We start from the raw sequence: 18720 nt of genomic DNA on the forward strand, positions 1-18720 counted from the left end.
CACAACATTTGTAGCAATGGAAAAAGCCTGTATCAATATCAATGAGCTGATTAATGTTTTCTCAAACAACCACGGTATTATTTATCAATCGGATAAGCTTAATTGCTTTTATATTGATTTTGGCGGCAAGTTTGCCCGTTTCAATTGCCTGGCTTTACAAAAACTTAAAAATGCTGTTGAAAACATTGATGTAGAATCTCTCCTGTTAAATACACACAAAGCGGATTTTGAATTGGTAACCTTTAACGGTTGCGAGCACATTTACTTGCTAAGCGCTTTAGAAATCCTGGCACTTAAAGATTTATTACAAGGTACATTTACCATGTTTAAACTTAACCATATGATTAGCGATTGCCTTTACAGGCTGGTACACTAATATAAATGTAAAAAGGCATGACGGTGCTAAATACCAGCACGTTAAATTGCATTGCTGTTCTATTCTTTTCTCCCATCCAATATCCTCCTGTTAAACATTATTGTTTAATTCTTTTTCTGATTTCGCAATCCGATTATAAGGAAACCTCATTTATTTCTGATTTCCTATTACCAATTTCAGCTTATTTAAACTGATTACAAATACCTACATCCCAGCAATTTAGACTAATTTCATATAGCAAATAATTCACACAAATACCTAAAATACATGTTACATTTGTATTGTTATTAAAGCACAGAATTATGAAAGACTTAATGCGCATTAAATGTTTAATCTCTGAAGAGATCGAAACATTATTAAATCAGCAGATTAAAAAAGAAGCACACTCTTCATCACTATATTTATCAATGTCATCTTGGTGTGACCAAAACGGATTTGACTTTTCAGCAGATTACTTTTTAAAACAATCAGAAGAAGAACGCGCTCACCAGCTAAAATTATTTAAATATGTTTTAGATATGGGTGGAAATGCAATCTCTCCGGAAGTAGCAAACATTAAAACTGACTTCGCAGGATTCAGAGAAGTATTTGAAGACGCTTTAGAAGCTGAAATTGCAATAACGCAAAGCTTTAAAAACATTGCTGCAAAATGCCACAAGGAGCAAGATTTCGTTACAATGGAATTTTTAAACTGGTTCTTAAAAGAGCAACGCGAAGAAGAATATAAAGCACGTCGTGCATTGGAATTATTCGAAGTAATTGGCGAAGAAGGAACAGGCAGATGGGAAATTGACAAACATGTCAACAAAATCACTTATTCAGAACAATAACTAACAAAACATATTGTTGATAAGAGCTTCCATGGTTTTCCATGGAAGCTTTTTTTATATAAAAAACAAAACGTTGCCTTGTAAAAACACAAAATCCCTTAAAATTAAAAAGCTTCCATGGTTTCCCTGGAAGCTTTTTTGGTTAGTTGGTTTGGTTTATGTTGATTATGAATAAGTCTTTTGTGTTTTCTTTATAAAAAAAGCGCCGTTGCCAGCGCTTTTCTTAAACCAAATATATAATAATAATTAACGAGCATCACAAAAATAGATATTTTTATTTAAAAAGCAATTTATTTCAAATAAAAATTAAAATATTTTTATTAAAAGATAATAATATAATAAAAATACACTTCAAAACACAAATAAAAAATTAAAAAATATAAATTAGTATACTAAATTAATATAAATCAATCAAAAATTAATTAATAATAAAAAAATATACTAAATATTTGAGTTTAATTTAAATAAAATGATAAAAAATTTAATTAAAAAATAAAAAAACCACGTTAATTAAGAATAATCGACTAAAAAAATCAGTTAATTCATTTAATTGACAGTTTTTAAAGGAATTTAGCGTAGCGAATAACATTAATTTATACTGAAGGAATTATAAATGCGGTGGATAATAAACATATTTAAATATTCAGTTAAATTTACATCGCTATAGTGGACAAACCACTGTTCAATTCAAATTATTAAATTTATTAATAAGCTATCATGAATAAAAAGCAACTCCCCTACCTATTAATCATCCTTTTTACAACTACTTTATTTTCCTGCCAACAGGAAAAATCAGAGGAGAACAATGAAACAATTCGCTCTGCATCAATAAAACAGTACATTTCAGTTTTGGCAAACGATAGTTTACAAGGTCGCCGCCCTTTTACAATTGGTGAAACAAAAACCGTAAATTATTTAGCTACACAATTTAAAGAAATGGGTTTAGAACCAGGCAATGCTGGAAGTTATATCCAAAAAGTACCTATGGTCGAAATTACGTCTACCCCATCTGAAACCATGGAAATTACAGGCGGTAAAACCAATATAAATTTAAAGGCAAACAAAGATTTTGTTGCTTTTACCAGAAGAGAACAAGCTAACATCGAGCTAAAAAAATCGCCTTTAATATTTGCCGGTTTCGGAATAGTAGCACCCGAATACAATTGGAATGATTATAAAAATTTAGATGTTAAAGGTAAAACGGTTATTGTTTTGGTAAGCGACCCAGGATTTAAATCTAATGATAAAACGGTTTTCAGAGGCGATACTATGACCTACTATGGGCGCTGGACTTATAAATTTGAAGAGGCAGCCAGGCAAGGTGCTGCAGGTGTAATTATTATCCACCAAACAGATGCCGCCAGTTATGGCTGGTCGGTAATTACCAATAGCAATACAGGCGCACGTTTGTATTTGCAGGAAAAAGACAAACATGCATCACGCTGCAAACTGGAAGGCTGGATAACCGAAGAAGCGGCCACTAAATTGTTGGCAAACGCAGGAATAACAGGCGATATTCGTAATTATGCCCGAAAAAAAGATTTTAAAGCGGTGTCTTTAAATGAAAATTTAACGATTAGCTTAAAGAATAAATTAAAATACAATACTTCTCAAAATGTAATCGCTACAATTAAAGGAACCAAAAGGCCTAATGAATATGTTATATACACCGCGCATTGGGATCATTTTGGCATTGGACCAAAAATTAATGGCGATTCCATTTATAATGGTGCAGTGGATAATGCCAGCGGAATTGCAGCCATGCTTAGCGTTGCTAAAGCTTTTAGGGAAGCAAAACAAAAGCCCGAAAGATCGATTGTATTTTTAGCTGTAACTGGCGAAGAGCAAGGTTTGCTTGGCTCAGAATATTATGCATCCAATCCGGTTTACCCTTTAAATAAAACAGTTGCTAATTTAAACATGGATGCCCTTGGCGCTTATGGAAAAACAAAAGACATTTCTATTAAAGGTAAGGGGCAAAATGAGGTTGAAGATTATTTAACTGCTGAAATTGAAAAAGATAAACTGTATGCCGTGGGCGATCAAAGGCCAAGTGCAGGAAGTTATTATAGATCAGATCATTTTAATTTTGCCAAAGTTGGTGTGCCGGCTGTTGATGTTGGCAATGGAATTGACAGCTATGAAAAAGGCAAAGAATGGGGAGCGGCGCAAAAGAAACTTTATAACGATAAAAAATACCACCAGCCTTCTGACGATTATACGAATGCCTTCAATGCGGATGGAATAACTCAAATTGCCAATATTTTATTTAATGTGGGTTACAAAATAAGCAACGAAACTACTTTTCCTGCATGGAAAAAAGGTTCGGAGTTTAAAGCAGTCAGGGATAAATCTTTATCAAAATAACACAACACTCTTCTATTTGCAATCCGAATTAAAAATTGCCAGCTGAAAACTATTTATTTTTTCTAAATTTGGGCCTTTTACAATTAAAATTATGATTAAGAGACAGCAAATTAAAGATTTATTAAAATCGACAGCATTCAACACAGAAGTTACGGTTATGGGATGGGTTAGAACCTTCCGCAATAATCAGTTTATAGCTTTAAATGATGGTTCTTGCATGAGCAATATCCAGGTTGTGGTTGATTTTAATAATTTACCTGAGGAGCTGTTAAAAAGAATAACAACCGGAGCAGCCATTTCTGCAACCGGAAAACTAATTGAATCTTTAGGAAAAGGTCAGACAGTAGAAATTAAAGCAACCAACATTGAAATTTTGGGCGATAGTGATCCGGAAAAATTCCCTTTACAACCCAAAAAACACAGTCTGGAATTTTTACGCGAAATTGCGCATTTACGCTTCCGCACCAATACATTCAATGCCGTTTTTAAAGTGCGTCATGCTTTGGCTTTTGCCATTCATCAATTTTATAACGAACGTGGCTTTGTTTACATGCACACGCCTGTAATTACAGCAAGTGATGCAGAAGGTGCTGGTGAAATGTTTAAAGTAACTACTTTGGATTTTGACAACACGCCCCGTACTGCGGATGGTAAAGTTGATTTTTCTGAGGATTTTTTCGCACGTGCTACAAACTTAACGGTTTCTGGTCAGCTGGAAGGTGAACTGGCAGCAATGGCTTTCGGACAAATTTATACTTTCGGCCCTACTTTTAGAGCTGAAAACTCAAATACGACCCGCCACCTGGCTGAGTTTTGGATGATTGAACCGGAGGTTGCTTTTGCCGACCTGGAAGACAACATGCAACTTGCAGAAGATATGATGAAGTATGTAATTAAATATGCTTTAGATAACTGCAAGGATGAATTAGAGTTTTTAAATACCCGTTTAGCGGAAGAAGATAAACAAAAACCTCAAAATGAGCGTAGTGAATTTACTTTGCTGGAAAAATTGGATTTCTGTTTAGCTAATGATTTTGAACGTTTAACCTATACAGAAGCCATTAAAATATTAAAATCTTCTAAACCTAACCAGAAGAAACAATTTAAATATTTGATTGATGAGTGGGGCGCTGATTTACAAAGTGAACATGAGCGTTTTTTAGTGGAAAAACACTTTAAAAAGCCGGTAATTTTAACAGATTATCCAGCTGATATTAAATCTTTCTACATGCGCCAGAATGAACCGGATGCAGAGGGAAGACAAACAGTTGCAGCTATGGACATTTTATTTCCCGGCATTGGCGAAATGATCGGAGGTTCGGCCCGTGAAGAGCGTTTGGATCGTTTAACCAAAAGAATGGACGACATGAACATTCCGCAGGAAGAATTATGGTGGTATTTAGATACCCGCCGTTTTGGTTCTGCTCCACACGCAGGTTTTGGCTTAGGTTTTGAACGATTGGTATTATTTGTTACAGGCATGACCAATATCCGCGATGTAATTGCGTTTCCACGTTTCCCTAAAAATGCGGAGTTTTAGCCTTTAAATTTAACAGAAAAAGGGTTCGTTAGAAAAATCAGCGGACCCTTTTTTGCTTCAAAATATCACTTTTCACATTCTAAGTGATATTTAATTTCGCTACTTGCTTTAGTAGATACACTTTTTGGTACTTTTTCAAATACATAGTCAATTTTTACCGCTGGCACCACTGCAATTCTACCAGGCATTACGGTTCTGTCAACACGCTTGGCTTCCAGCTCTTCATCAGTAAGGCTTCCATAAGCAATAGTTTCTATATAAACTGGCGTATTTCCTACATTATTTACATAACATTTGCTATGCCAATAGGTTAATTTTACACCATTAATTTCAAGCGGTTTAATCATTACCTTTTCTTCATATTTCCCGCAACCCTGAACAATATAAAGAGATGGGCAAGTCCAGTTGATTAACAGAGAAAGCACAATGGCAGCAAGCAGAAATAAAATTCCTTTTTTACTTTTTTTCATTCTTTCAATGTACCAGCCATATCCGGCAACAAGAAAAAAGAAAACCCAAATGAGAATGGTATAAACGGTGTGTGATAGTAGCATAATTTAAATAGGCGTTAATTAATTTATTTTTAAGATATTACATTAACAATCAGCAGTGTATAGTGTTTATAAATTTAAGTTTTTTTTCTTTTGAAGTGTAAAAAATCTTTATTTGTAATTGTGTTTTTTAGAGATTAACAAATCATTTTACTTTTATTGTTTGTCGACCATCTTAGAAACCTAAGCGCACTTAAGAATGAAATAGAGTAAAGCAAAGCAGGACTACAATTGCCATACATAGAACCGTAAGTTTCCAAATCATCATACTTCTATTGTTTTTCGACCACCTTAGACATCTAAGAACATCTTAGATGATTTTATAAGGAATAGCGTAAGAACATAAAAAGATTGCTCGCAATAATGAGCATAGACAGAGCGCAGCAAAACTTGGTATCTAAACCAGATTGTAGCGAACACGAAGTGAAACGGAGTAAAGCGAAAAGCGGGACTACAATTGCCATATACACAGAACCGTACGTTTCCAAATCATCATACTTTTATTGTTTGTCGACCACCTTAGACACCTAAGAGCATCTTAGATTAATTTTCTAAGGAAAGCGTAAGAAAATAAAGAGATTGCTCGCAATAATGAGCATAGACAGAGCGCAGCAAAACTTGGTATCTAAGCCAGATTGTAGCGAGCACGAAGTGAAACGGAGTAAAGCGAAAAGCGGGACTACAATTGCCATACACAGAACCGTACGTTCCCAAATCATCATACTTCTATTGTTTGTCGACCACCTTAGACACCTAAGCGCACTTAAGAATGAAATAGAGTAAAGCGGGACTACAATTGCCATACACAGAACCGTACGTTCCCAAATCATCATACTTCTATTGTTTGTCGACCACCTTAGACACCTAAGAGCATCTTAGATTAATTTTCTAAGGAAAGCGTAAGAAAATAAAGAGATTGCTCGCAATAATGAGCATAGACAGAGCGCAGCAAAACTTTGTATCTAAACCAGATTGTAGCGAGCACGAAGTGAAACGGAGTAAAGCGAAAAGCGGGACTACAATTGCCATACACACAGAACCGTACGTTTCTAAATCATCATACTTTTATTGTTTGTCGACCACCTTAGACACCTAAGAGCACTTTAGGTATCCTTTCTAATTATTGTTAATGCCTAGAAACAACAAAGGCCGGTTGAAAATGAACTGGCCTCTGTTTATAGTAAAGTAAGGAAGAATTAATTTCCTGGCTCTGCCATGGTATCGTTATACGGATTGGCGTGAGAATAATCTACTGCCGACACCTTGTAATCGGTAGGTGCAAAAGTTTTTGAACTACTCAAAGCCATACCCAGTTCAAAACGTGATGGATATGGGGTTTGTAATAAACTTCCTGCCGGAATATATGGGTAGCTTTCTAAATATGACTGCATTACATTTGGACTAACCCTCCTGTTAATGTAAGCCCGACTTAGCTGTTGTGGTTCTTTTAAACCGGCTGCGCCTAAAAGTTCTACTGCACTTGCAACAGTTAAATTATGAAAGTTTTTAACCCTCACCGTTTTATCTTCTACCACTAAACCTTTCATTAAACTCTGATCTTGTGTTGCTACACCAGTTGGACAGGTATTGCTGTTACATTCCAAAGCCTGTATACATCCTAAGGCAAACATCATTCCACGGGCAGCATTGCACATATCGGCGCCCAGGGCAATGTTTTTAACCAAATCAAAACCAGTTGCAACTTTACCCGAAGCAATGATTTTAATGTGCTGCTTAAGATTAAAACCATTTAAAACATCGTAAACAAATGCTACAGCTTCACGCAATGGCATACCTACCGAATTGGAAAATTCTTGTGGCGCAGCTCCGGTACCGCCTTCGCCTCCATCAACAGTAATAAAATCAGGATAGATACCTGTTTCAATCATCGCTTTACAAATTGCATAAAATTCACTGCGGCGACCAATACACAATTTAAAACCAACCGGCTTTCCGTCAGATAAATCCCTGAGTCTTTTAACAAACTCTAATAAACCAATTGGCGTAGAAAATGCAGAGTGTGCAGGTGGCGATAAAACATCTTTACCTTCGGGCACCAAACGAATGCGGGCAACTTCCGAAGTTACTTTTTTTGCGGGTAACATTCCTCCGTGACCTGGTTTTGCACCTTGAGAAAGTTTAATTTCAACCATTTTTACCTGATCCGTTTTTGCCCTTTCAGCATAGGCATCATAATTGAAGGTTCCATCTACATTACGGCAACCAAAATATCCGGTTCCGATTTGCCAGATTAAATCTCCTCCAGGTTGGCGGTGATAATCACTGATCCCTCCTTCTCCGGTATTGTGTGCAAAGTTGCCCATTTTAGCACCACCGTTTAGCGATAAAATTGCGTTTTGGCTTAATGAACCAAAACTCATTGCTGAAATATTATAAATACTGGCAGAATACGGCTTTTTACATTCCGGTCCGCCAACGAGTACGCGCGGGTCAAGGTTTAACTCGTGGTGACTGATGGCTGCAATACTATGGCTTAACCATTCGTAACCATTATCGTATACATTTAATTGTGTACCAAATGGAATGGTATCGTTATCTTTTTTAGCTCTTTGATAAATTAAAGACCGGTTTAACCTGCTGTAAGGGGTTCCGTTGGTATCACTTTCTACGAAATACTGGTATACTTTAGGACGTAAATCTTCCATAAAATAACGCAAACGACCAACAACGGGATAGTTTCGGACAATACTGTGTTTGGGCTGGATTAAATCGTAAATGCCCAAAACAACAATTGGGCCTGTAAAAATTGAAATCCACCAAAGTGGTGGATAGGTTAAACCTAACATAACCGTTATGGTTACTAAAAATGCGGCAATGGCGATGAATGCTTTTCTCATAAAATTAGATTAGCGTATATGTTTTGTGGTACAAAGATTAGGATTATTAAACAACTGGCATCATAATTTTGTTATTTTTACATATGCTTATTAAGATTTACCCCGAAAACCCGAACGAAAGAGCCATAGAACAGGTTGTTGAAGTATTAAAAAAAGGCGGAATTATTATCTATCCTACTGATACTGTGTATGGTTTGGGTTGCGACATTACCAATCCGAAGGCTATTGAGAAAATTTGCCGCATTCGTGGGATAAAACCTGAAAAAGCTAATTTTTCTTTTATTTGCCACGATTTAAGTCATATTGCAGATTATATTAAGCCCATAGATAATACCACATTCAGGGTATTGAAAAAAGCTTTACCAGGGCCTTTTACTTTTATTTTTAATGCCAATAATAATGTTCCGAAGTTATTAAGCTCGAATAAAAAAACGGTTGGTATCCGGGTTCCTGATAATAATATTGCCCGGTGTATTGTAAAGGAATTAGGCAATCCCATCCTTTCTACTTCCATTAAAGATGATGATGAGCTGATCGAATACTCAACCGATCCTGAATTAATTCATGAAAAATATGAAAACCTCGTTGATTTAGTAATTGATGGTGGTTATGGGGATAATGAGGCTTCGACGGTGATTGATTGTACAACGGGTGACTTTGAAATTATCCGTGAAGGAAAAGGAGACATCGAAGAATATTTGTAAAAATTCTATAAAAAAAGAAGCGCAACGACGTAAAAGTCAAATTCTTATCCAACATTAACATTATTTTTCCACAATTGCAATAATTAACAACAAGTTAATATTGAAAGAGGATTTTTGCATATACATTTGTTTTAAACTAACAACGTTATATGAAAAAAACCTTACTATTAATTTTATCCCTTTTTTTCATTTCAAAATTTTCGCAAGCTCAGGTAACGCTAACAACTTCGCCTTATGTTGAAAATTTTGATGGAATAAGTTCAGGATTACCCGCGGGTTTTTCTGTAAGGACGGGCTCTACCGCTACTGCCTTAGGAACCGCAGCTACACTGTCTGCTACTCCAATCAATAATGCTACATCAGGCACTAACTGGGCAAGTAGCAATGGCGCTTTTAAAAACTTTGCCAGCGCCGCGGCAGGTGCTGCTGCTACAGGGGCCGATCAGTTAACCAAAACCGACAGGGCTTTGGGTATCAGGCAAACTGGTTCTTTGGGTGATCCCGGGGCAGCATTTATTTTTCAAATTGCCAATACAACAGGAAAATCTGATTTAAAATTAAGTTTTAACCTTCAATCCCTTGATCCAACTTCTACCAGAAGTACAATATGGCGGGTTGATTATGGTATTGGCGCTTCTCCAGCCACCTTTACTAATGCAAGCGCAACAGGCACCCTAACTACCGGAGGATCAGTATTTTCCAACAACACAATTAATATTGATTTTGGTGCTGCTTTAAATAACAACAGTGGTCCCATCTGGATTCGCATTGTTACCCTTACAGCCTCAGGTGTTTCGGGAAATAGAGCCAGTACTGCAATAGATAATTTCAGTTTATCATTTGCCACAGGGGGAGCAATTGTTCCTTCTTTATCGGTTACACCTTCATCTTTAGATTTTGGAACACAATTAAACAATACTACTTCTTCTGAAAAAACATATACCCTTAATTCTTCAAATCTTAATGGAACAAATGTTATTTTAACAGCAACGGCTCCTTATGCCATATCAAAAACCACTGGAACGGGTTTTGGCACATCAATAACTTACACCAATGCAGAACTTACCGGAAGCAATACGGTTTATGTAAATTTTACCCCTGCAACAGCAGGTACACAGGCGGGCAGCATTACAACAGCCGGCGGTGGCGTAAGCACTCCTCCAACCGTTTCATTAACCGGTATTGGTCAATCGGCAGTTTTAACAACCGATCAAAGTATGCTGGATTTTGGAAGTTTAAATACAGGAACCAACACTACAAAAACTTATACATTAAGTGCAACTGGCTTAACAAGCAATGTTACATTAACCACAAATGCACCTTTTTCTATTTCAAAAGACAACACTACGTTTAGTACTTCTGTAACTTATACGGCTGCCGAACTGGCATCGGCCAAAACAGTAAGTGTACGTTTTAGTCCAACAGCAGCTTTAACCTCTACAGATAATGTTGTAAATACAAGTACAGGCGCAACAACTGTAAATGTAGCCCTAACCGGAACCGGAACTACACCTGCAGCCCCTCAGGGGCATGTGGTTATTTCTGAAGTTTATGGCGGTGGTGGCAACAGTGGTGCAACTTATAAAAATGATTTTATTGAATTATACAACCCAACAAATGCTGCAGTTGATTTAACAGGCTGGAGTGTACAGTATGCATCGGCTATATCAACAGGAAACTGGGCTACAACGGCGCTTACAGGAAGTATTCCGGCAAAAGGATTTTACTTAATACAAGGAGCTGCAGGCGCCGGAGGTACATTAGATTTACCAACTCCAGACCAGCTTGGCAATTTAAACTTATCGGGTACAACAGGCAAAGTATTGCTTGCAAATACAACCGCGTTCCAAACAGGGGCCAAACCTACTGGTGCTCAAATTATAGATTTAGTGGGCTTCGGCACCGCAAATGGTTTTGAGGGTGTTGCTGCAGCGCCCGGTACGACTAACAGTACATCTATTGAAAGAAAAGCTTCTGCTACCTCTACTACGGCAACATTGGCAATAGGCGGTATAGAAGAATTTGAGGGCAATGGATACGATACGGATAATAACAATACCGATTTTGTAACGCAAAGTCCTAACCCGCAAAACTCCGCTATAGTTGAACCAGTTGGCGCAACACATATAGTGATCTCTGAGGTATATGGCGGCGGTGGCAATAGCGGAGCGGTTTATAAAAACGACTTTATTGAATTGTATAACCCAACCAATACTGCGGTTGATTTAACAGGCTGGAGTGTACAATATGCAAGCGCAACAGGAACAGGAAACTGGGCTGCTACCATTCTTTCCGGAAGTATTGCCGCAAAAGGTTTCTACTTAATTCAAGAGGCAGCTGGCTCGGGTGGCACATTGGATTTACCAACACCAGATAAAGTCGGAACCTTAAATTTATCAGGCACAGCCGGAAAAGTACTTTTAAGTAATACCAGCACCATACAAACCGGCATAAAACCTGCAGGCCTAAACATTATTGATTTAGTAGGTTTTGGTACTGCAAACGGTTTTGAGGGTTCGGCACCTGCTGCTGCAACAACCAACACCACTTCTATTGAGCGTAAAGCCAGTCCAAACTCAACTGCAGCTACTTTAGCCGTTGGCGGTACTGAAGAATTTGCGGGTAATGGATATGATAGCGATGACAATGCCACTGATTTTATTACCAGAGCACCTGAACCTCAAAACTCAAGTGTAACAGAGCCTGCCTCCACCACTGGTCCTTATTTAAAAGTTACGCCAACCACGCTTGCCTTCAGCAGTCAGGCACTTAACAGCACTTCTGCTTCCAAAACTTACGTGCTTTCTGGTGGTAATTTAATCAACCCGGTTACATTAACGGCAACAGCATCTTTTACCATTTCGAAAGATGACGTTACTTTCTCTAACGTTTTAAATTATACGGTTGCCGATTTAGTAAGCAATCAAACCGTTTATGTTCGTTTTACGCCTACTGCTATAGGAAACGCTACAGGAACCATTTCGCACACCAGTACGGGTGCAAAAACAGTAAGCCTGGGCTTAACAGGCGCGGGTGTTGACCCAAATCAAACCGCATTCAATTTTGAAAACTGTACAACTGTTGGAAGTTCAGCCTTATCTGATGGTTTTTATCAGTATAGTGTAACCGGCCCTCAAACCTGGGGATGTACAACTACATTTGGCCACGATGCTTCTGACCCAACCGGGAAAGCAAGTTTAGGAAATGCACTTCAAATTAATGGCTATTCTGCCGGTAACATTTTAAATGAAGACTGGTTAATTTCTCCAGCTTTAAACCTTTCTACATTTAACTACGCAATCCTTTCCTTCTGGACAAGATCTGCATTTGCAGGAGATAAACTTCAGCTTAAAATTTCAACAAATTATTCAGGTTCGGGCAATCCGGCTTTGGCTACATGGACCAGCTTAGACGGTAAGTTTCCTGAAACGGCTACTGATGTTTGGACAAAATCTGATAACATCGATTTAACCGCCTACAAAGCAACACCAATTTATGTTGCCATTATTTATACCTCTACTACTTCATCGGCAAGTAGGTGGACAGTTGATGATTTCCAGGTATTAAATTCAACTACCCCACCGGCAGTTGATATAACCACTTCGCCATCAAGTTTAAATTTTGGTTTTCAGGCAAGCGGAACAACATCTCCGGAGAAAACATTTGGCTTTTCTGCCGGAAATTTAACAGATGATGTTACCTTAACCGCCCCTGCCAACTTCACTATTGCTAAAACAAGTGGTGGTACTTTCGGCAATAGCCTTTCATATGCTAAGGCCGATATCAATAATACTTCTCAAACGGTTTATGCTAAATTCTCGCCAACAACCGTTAATTCAAATTATTCGGGTAATGTTAGTATTGCTTCATCAGGATCGGTTAATAAATTTGTGAGTTTATCAGGTAACACTTTTGATATTGCAAATAGTCTTGAAGTGGTTAACTGGAACATCGAATGGTTTGGAAGTCCGGCACAAGATCCAAAAGATGATAACCTGCAGGCCGCAAATGTAAAAACCATTGTTAATAACATTAATGCCGATATTTATGGCTTTGCCGAAGTTGTAGATACTACTTTATTCAGAAATACCGTTTTACCAGCAGGTTACAATGTAATTTTCAGTGATTTTGGTTCGTATGCAGATGATAAAGCCGATGCTGATTATCCATTGGCACAGAAACTGGCTTTCATGTACCGCACAGACATTATTCATCCAATAAACTCTTTTGGTGTACTAAGAGATACTTATAACCCGGCCATACCTGCAACAAGTGCAAACGGCACGCCTTACAAAAACTGGTCTTCAGGTCGTTTCCCATATTTAATGGAAGCGCAGGTAAAAATTAACAATAAACTCGATACGGTATATTTTATAGAAATACACGCAAAAGCAAACACGGGTACTGCAGCCGATCAAGTAGATGCATACAACCGTAGAAAAGATGGTAACCTGCAATTTAAAACCTGGCTTGATGCAAACCTTGCAGGTAAAAAGGTAATTATCCTGGGCGATTTTAATGATGTGCTCGATGCAGATAAAACCATTGCCCCAATGCCAGCCGGCACAGGTACATCTTATTCTGATTTTACCAATGATGCCGCCAATTATTTCCCGCTTACTTTACCATTAAGTTTAGCAGGAAAACAATCAACAGCAGGTTTCCCAACCGTTATCGATAATGTTATTGTAACTAAAAGCTTAAATACCAATTATATTCCGGCATCTGCCGAAGTACTGGATGCGCTGAAAAGTTTGGTAACCAATTATAGTACCACGACAACAGATCACTACCCAATTAAAACGAGGTATTTATTTGGCAATGGTGCACCAACTTTAGATGTTGTGCCTGATCAAAAAGCGTGTTACAATACCACAAACTTAACCATTCCTTTAACAGGCATTTCTGCAGGCCCTGAAACTGCTCAAACCATCAACCTTTCGGTTACGTCAGATAATGCAAATTTATTTGATGTTTTAACGGTAGCGGCAAACGGAAGCGATAAAGCAACCATCACTTATCATTTAAAGAATAATGTAAGTGGTATTGCAAACATTAAAGTAACTGTTCAAGACAATGGCGGAACTGATTTTGGTGGCATAGACCAAATTAACCGCACTTTTAAACTTACGGTTACGGCTGCAGCAACAGCCACGGTAAACGGTACGGCCACAGTTTGTTTAAATGGAACTGCTCCGGCAATTACATTTACCGGGGCCAATGGTACAGCACCTTATACCTTTACCTATAATATTAATGGCGGAACCAGCCAAACCATTACAACAGCTGCAGCAAGTAATATTGCAACGGTTACCGTACCGGCAAATGTTGTAGGTAGCTTTGCCTATAATCTGGTAAGCGTAAGTGATGCCAATTGCGGATTGAACCAAAGTGGAACCGCTACCATTACCGTAGCACCACTGGCCACGGCAGCCATTAGCGGTACTACAACCGTAATTGTAAATACAACTGCGCCCAACATTACTTTTACCGGTGCTAATGGTACTGCGCCATACACCTTCAGTTACAACATTAACGGCGGTACAGTGCAAACCGTAACTTCAGTTGGAAATACAGCAACAGTTGCTGTACCAACAAACGCAGCTGGCACATTCATATATAACCTGGTTAATGTTGCAGATGCAAATTGCGGTCAGGCACAAACCGGATCGGCAACCGTAATTATCCGTCCATTACCGGTAGCAACCATTGCAGGTGCAACAACAACATGTGCAACACCAGGTTCAACGGTTATCACTTTTACAGGTTCAGCCGGTACTGCACCTTACACCTTTACGTACAACATTAATGGCGGCACAAGCCAAACCATTACAACTACGGGTGCAAATACAACAGCCACTGTAAACGCACCAACCAATGTTGCAGGTACTTTTAACTATAATTTAGTAAGTGTAGCCGATGCATATGCGAATCAAAACCAAACAGGATCGGCCATTGTATTGGTTAGGGCATTAGCTACCGCAGCCATTAGTGGTACAACCGCTACGCCACAAAATGCAACAGCACCTGTAATTACCTTTACCGCAGCAAATGGTACTGCGCCTTATACCTTTACCTACAACATTAACGGAGGCGCAAACCGTACAGTTAGCTCAAACACAAATACGGCTACCATTAATGCACCTACCAATACAGTAGGCACATTTGTTTACAATTTGGTTAACATTGCAGATGTAAATTGCGGTCAGGCACAAACAGGTTCAGCAACCGTAATCATCCGTCCGTTACCTGTTGCAACTATTGCAGGTACAGCAGCAGCGTGTTTTGGCTCAGGCAATCCGGTAATCACCTTTACAGGCTCGGTAGGTACGGCACCTTATACTTTTACGTATAACATTAATGGAGGCAGCAACCGTACAGTTAGCACCAATACAACCACGGCAACCCTTAATATACCCACCAATACAGTTGGTACATTTGTTTATAATCTGGTTAGCGTAGCCGATGTTTATGCCAATCAGTTACAAAGTGGTAACGCAACAGTAACCATTAATCCTTTACCGGTTGTTTCAATTACAAGCAATAAGGGTTTTTCAATCTCTAAAGGCGATGCCATAATTTTAACGGCTACGGGCGGTATTCAATACAGCTGGACGGGTTCTGATATTTTAAGCGGCCAAAATGCGGCGGCAGTAACCATCAGGCCAAAACAAAGTGGTAATTACCGTGTAGTGGTTACAAACGCAAATGGTTGTACAAGCCAGCAAACCATCAACATTCAAATTACGGAGGACTATAAGTTAGAAGCCGGAACTGTTTTAACACCAAACGGCGATGGTATTAACGATAAATTTATCATTAAAAATATCGACTACTACCCTAACAATACCTTAAAAATATTTGATAAAGCCGGTCGTGTTTTATACACCAAACAAGGTTATAATAACGATTGGGATGGCACGCTAAATGGCAGTCCGCTTTCTGAAGGAACTTACTATTACATCCTGGATATGGGTTCGGGGCTTGGAAATTTCAAAGGGTTTATCAACATTATAAGAGACTAATTACAGAGACATGAAAGCAATTACAAAAAACATAAAGCAAGCGACTCGTGTAACAGTCTTATTTGCAACAACGATATTTTTATTTAATACAGCAAAAGCGCAAATCCTTCCATTAAATGGGCAATACTTCCAAAACAGGTACCTGGTTAATCCATCTATGGCCGGTATAAGCGAAGGTTTTAACATCAACGGAAGTTTTCGCAAACAATGGTCTAACATTCCGGGTGCTCCAATTACACAGAGCATAACTTTAGATCAGCAATTAAACAAGGTGGGCTGGGGAGTAAACATCTACAACGAAAAAGCGGGTGGAATACAGCGCACTAAAGCCGTTGGAACATTTGCCTATCACCTGCCTTTAAATAACGAAGACCAACAATTAAATTTTGGTGTTTCTTTTGGTGCAAGTCAGGATAAACTCGATTTAAGCAGCATTAGAAACAGTGATTTAAACGATCCATCAATTGCCCGTTTTAACGATCGTGGTTATTACCTGGATGGCGATTTCGGGATTTCTTATACTTCAAACGGATTAAGCATTGAAGGAGCAGTTCCAAATATGAGATCTGTTTTTAGAAAAGATGATTTGAATTACGCCGATAAACCTGTATTTTATTCGGCAGTAAGCTATAAGTTTAATTTTGGCAATGGAATAAATGGTATAAGTTTAGAGCCCAAAGGTGTGTTTAGAGGGATTAAAAATTACGATAATTTATGGGATGCAGGAGTAAATGCCACTTTTGCTAACGATAAATTATACCTAATGGCCATGTACCACAGTACAGAAAATGCAACAGTAGGTTTTGGAATGAATTACAAATCTACTTTATATTTTATGGCCTACTACAACACGGCAACCTCTGCCATAAGTGGCTATACCGATGGAGATTTCGAAATCAGCGTTAGGTTAAACCTCCGGAAGAAACCATAATTTTTTTAAAAATAAAGCGGGTTATTTGAAAGATTAACCCGCTTTTTTATTGCCTACCCACTCCTTTTTGTTATTTTTACAATTATGGCAAAACTGATCAATTTAGAGGTATTTCAAAGATTTTTTCGTTCAGGGCAAATTGGTGGTTTCCTCCTGTTAATTTGTGTTGCCATGTCTCTCTTAATTGCCAATACAGCATCTAAAGATAGTTTTGAAGCCTTTTTACAAACTAAATTAGGTTTTGGTGCCGTTAACTATTCCATTTTAGCGTGGATTAATGACGCATTAATGGCTATCTTTTTTCTTTTAGTAGGCCTGGAAATTAAACGTGAATTATTAGAAGGAGAATTATCCTCTTTAAAGAAAGCATCTTTACCTGTTATTGCCGCATTGGGCGGAATGCTTGTACCTGCCTCTATCTATTTTTTATTTAATAAAGGTACACAAAGCGCTTCGGGCTGGGGCATTCCAATGGCTACCGATATTGCCTTTGCCTTAGCCATTATAGCCATGCTGGGCAAAAGTGTACCCACAAGCTTAAAAATATTTTTGGCTGCCCTTGCTATTGTCGATGATTTGGGCGCCATTTTAGTGATCGCCATTTTTTATACCAACCAAATCCATTACGATTATTTATTAATGGCGGCAGGCATAATGCTTATCCTTGGACTGATGAATTATTTTGGGGTAAAAAACCTATTTTTCTACATCATTCCCGGTATTTTACTTTGGTATTTCATCCATCATTCGGGTATCCATGCCACTATTGCCGGCGTGTTATTGGCTTTTACCATTCCAACCAACGAAACCGATGTAGAATCGCCATTAGAGAAACTCGAACATTTTTTAACCGTTCCGGTTAACTACCTCATTATGCCCATTTTTGCGCTGGCAAATACCAATATCACCTTCCAAAAAGAAATGATTTCAGGCTTATTTTCCCCACTGGGGTTAGGAATAGTTGTGGGCCTTTTTGCAGGCAAAACCATTGGTGTAACCTTTTTTAGCTGGCTGGCCGTAAAATTTAAATTTGCCAATTTACCATCTGGTGCCGGCTGGAAACATATATTAGGCTTAGGCATGCTGGCCGGTATTGGCTTTACCATGTCTATTTTTATAGCCCTTTTATCCTATAGCGACGAATTGCACATTTTGGAAGCTAAATTTGCCATTTTAACGGCCTCAATCTTATCAGGTGTGGTTGGCTTTTTATTTTTAAAATCGGTTAAAGCTTCTCCGGTAACCGCAGTACAAACAGAGGAATAAGCCCTGCGCGTTGCTCACCAACTTAAGCATTTAAGGAAACAAAGCACGGAGTTTATGCGCAATCGCCATGGCGAGGCTGGGCAATAGCGAGCCGAAGCAATCTATTACGTTTTCACCAAATAAAAACAATAATAATTCTACTTGCAAATAAGATTGCTTCACGCCTCATCACAAACCACGCTTCTGTTCGCAATGACGAACGTTTTATAACACCAAAGTACTAAACAATCGTCTTTGCGAGGCTGGGCAAAAGCGAGCCGAAGCAATCTATT

10 protein-coding genes are annotated in these 18720 nt (G+C 38.3%); 8 read left to right on the forward strand and 2 right to left on the reverse strand.

What is annotated here, in order from left to right; translation table 11 throughout:
• Window positions 1-16: 16 nt before the first annotated feature.
• From R2Q77_RS14140 to asnS, 4 genes are all read left to right on the forward strand, one after another.
• Window positions 17-376 carry a hypothetical protein gene (locus R2Q77_RS14140; protein ID WP_316804379.1) on the forward strand — a complete coding sequence of 120 codons (360 nt, stop codon included), beginning with the start codon at window positions 17-19 and terminating at the stop codon, window positions 374-376.
• 302 nt (window positions 377-678) lie between these two features.
• Window positions 679-1206, forward strand: coding sequence for a ferritin (locus R2Q77_RS14145; RefSeq protein WP_316804380.1), 528 nt, complete (start codon window positions 679-681; stop codon window positions 1204-1206).
• Between the two features lie 717 nt (window positions 1207-1923).
• Window positions 1924-3573: a M28 family metallopeptidase gene (locus tag R2Q77_RS14150; protein ID WP_316804381.1), complete on the forward strand. Its 1650-nt coding sequence runs from the start codon at window positions 1924-1926 to the stop codon at window positions 3571-3573.
• 91 nt (window positions 3574-3664) lie between these two features.
• Entirely contained in the window at window positions 3665-5113 is a 1449-nt protein-coding gene (asnS, locus tag R2Q77_RS14155; protein WP_316804382.1) for an asparagine--tRNA ligase, read from the forward strand.
• A gap of 65 nt (window positions 5114-5178) precedes the next feature.
• Here asnS and R2Q77_RS14160 read toward each other — a convergent pair whose 3' ends face one another.
• A complete protein-coding gene (locus R2Q77_RS14160) occupies window positions 5179-5667 on the reverse strand; it encodes a hypothetical protein (protein ID WP_316804383.1) in 489 nt (162 codons plus the stop codon).
• A gap of 1193 nt (window positions 5668-6860) precedes the next feature.
• Entirely contained in the window at window positions 6861-8522 is a 1662-nt protein-coding gene (locus R2Q77_RS14165) for an FMN-binding glutamate synthase family protein (RefSeq protein ID WP_316804384.1), read from the reverse strand.
• Between the two features lie 83 nt (window positions 8523-8605).
• Between R2Q77_RS14165 and R2Q77_RS14170 the strand changes: the two genes are divergently transcribed.
• From R2Q77_RS14170 to nhaA, 4 genes are all read left to right on the forward strand, one after another.
• The gene (locus R2Q77_RS14170; RefSeq protein ID WP_316804385.1) at window positions 8606-9226 is read left to right on the forward strand and encodes an L-threonylcarbamoyladenylate synthase; all 621 of its coding nucleotides are present in this window, start codon (window positions 8606-8608) and stop codon (window positions 9224-9226) included.
• Window positions 9227-9375: 149 nt separating this feature from the next.
• Window positions 9376-16251: a lamin tail domain-containing protein gene (locus R2Q77_RS14175; RefSeq protein WP_316804386.1), complete on the forward strand. Its 6876-nt coding sequence runs from the start codon at window positions 9376-9378 to the stop codon at window positions 16249-16251.
• Between the two features lie 10 nt (window positions 16252-16261).
• Window positions 16262-17182 (forward strand): type IX secretion system membrane protein PorP/SprF, encoded by a 921-nt coding sequence (locus tag R2Q77_RS14180; protein WP_316804387.1) that lies wholly within the window; start codon window positions 16262-16264, stop codon window positions 17180-17182.
• A gap of 84 nt (window positions 17183-17266) precedes the next feature.
• Complete coding sequence (nhaA, locus tag R2Q77_RS14185; RefSeq protein ID WP_316804388.1) at window positions 17267-18448, forward strand: Na+/H+ antiporter NhaA; 1182 nt, start codon at window positions 17267-17269, stop codon at window positions 18446-18448.
• Window positions 18449-18720 lie beyond the last annotated feature (272 nt).

The organism is Pedobacter nototheniae, from assembly GCF_032678625.1.
Lineage (GTDB): Bacteria > Bacteroidota > Bacteroidia > Sphingobacteriales > Sphingobacteriaceae > Pedobacter > Pedobacter nototheniae_A.

Coding starts and splice junctions, on each gene's coding strand:
- R2Q77_RS14140 (WP_316804379.1), top strand. CDS start 17: ATGGAAAAAGCCTGTATCAATATCAATGAGCTGATTAATGTTTTCTCA.
- R2Q77_RS14145 (WP_316804380.1), top strand. CDS start 679: ATGAAAGACTTAATGCGCATTAAATGTTTAATCTCTGAAGAGATCGAA.
- R2Q77_RS14150 (WP_316804381.1), top strand. CDS start 1,924: ATGAATAAAAAGCAACTCCCCTACCTATTAATCATCCTTTTTACAACT.
- asnS (WP_316804382.1), top strand. CDS start 3,665: ATGATTAAGAGACAGCAAATTAAAGATTTATTAAAATCGACAGCATTC.
- R2Q77_RS14160 (WP_316804383.1), bottom strand. CDS start 5,667: ATGCTACTATCACACACCGTTTATACCATTCTCATTTGGGTTTTCTTT.
- R2Q77_RS14165 (WP_316804384.1), bottom strand. CDS start 8,522: ATGAGAAAAGCATTCATCGCCATTGCCGCATTTTTAGTAACCATAACG.
- R2Q77_RS14170 (WP_316804385.1), top strand. CDS start 8,606: ATGCTTATTAAGATTTACCCCGAAAACCCGAACGAAAGAGCCATAGAA.
- R2Q77_RS14175 (WP_316804386.1), top strand. CDS start 9,376: ATGAAAAAAACCTTACTATTAATTTTATCCCTTTTTTTCATTTCAAAA.
- R2Q77_RS14180 (WP_316804387.1), top strand. CDS start 16,262: ATGAAAGCAATTACAAAAAACATAAAGCAAGCGACTCGTGTAACAGTC.
- nhaA (WP_316804388.1), top strand. CDS start 17,267: ATGGCAAAACTGATCAATTTAGAGGTATTTCAAAGATTTTTTCGTTCA.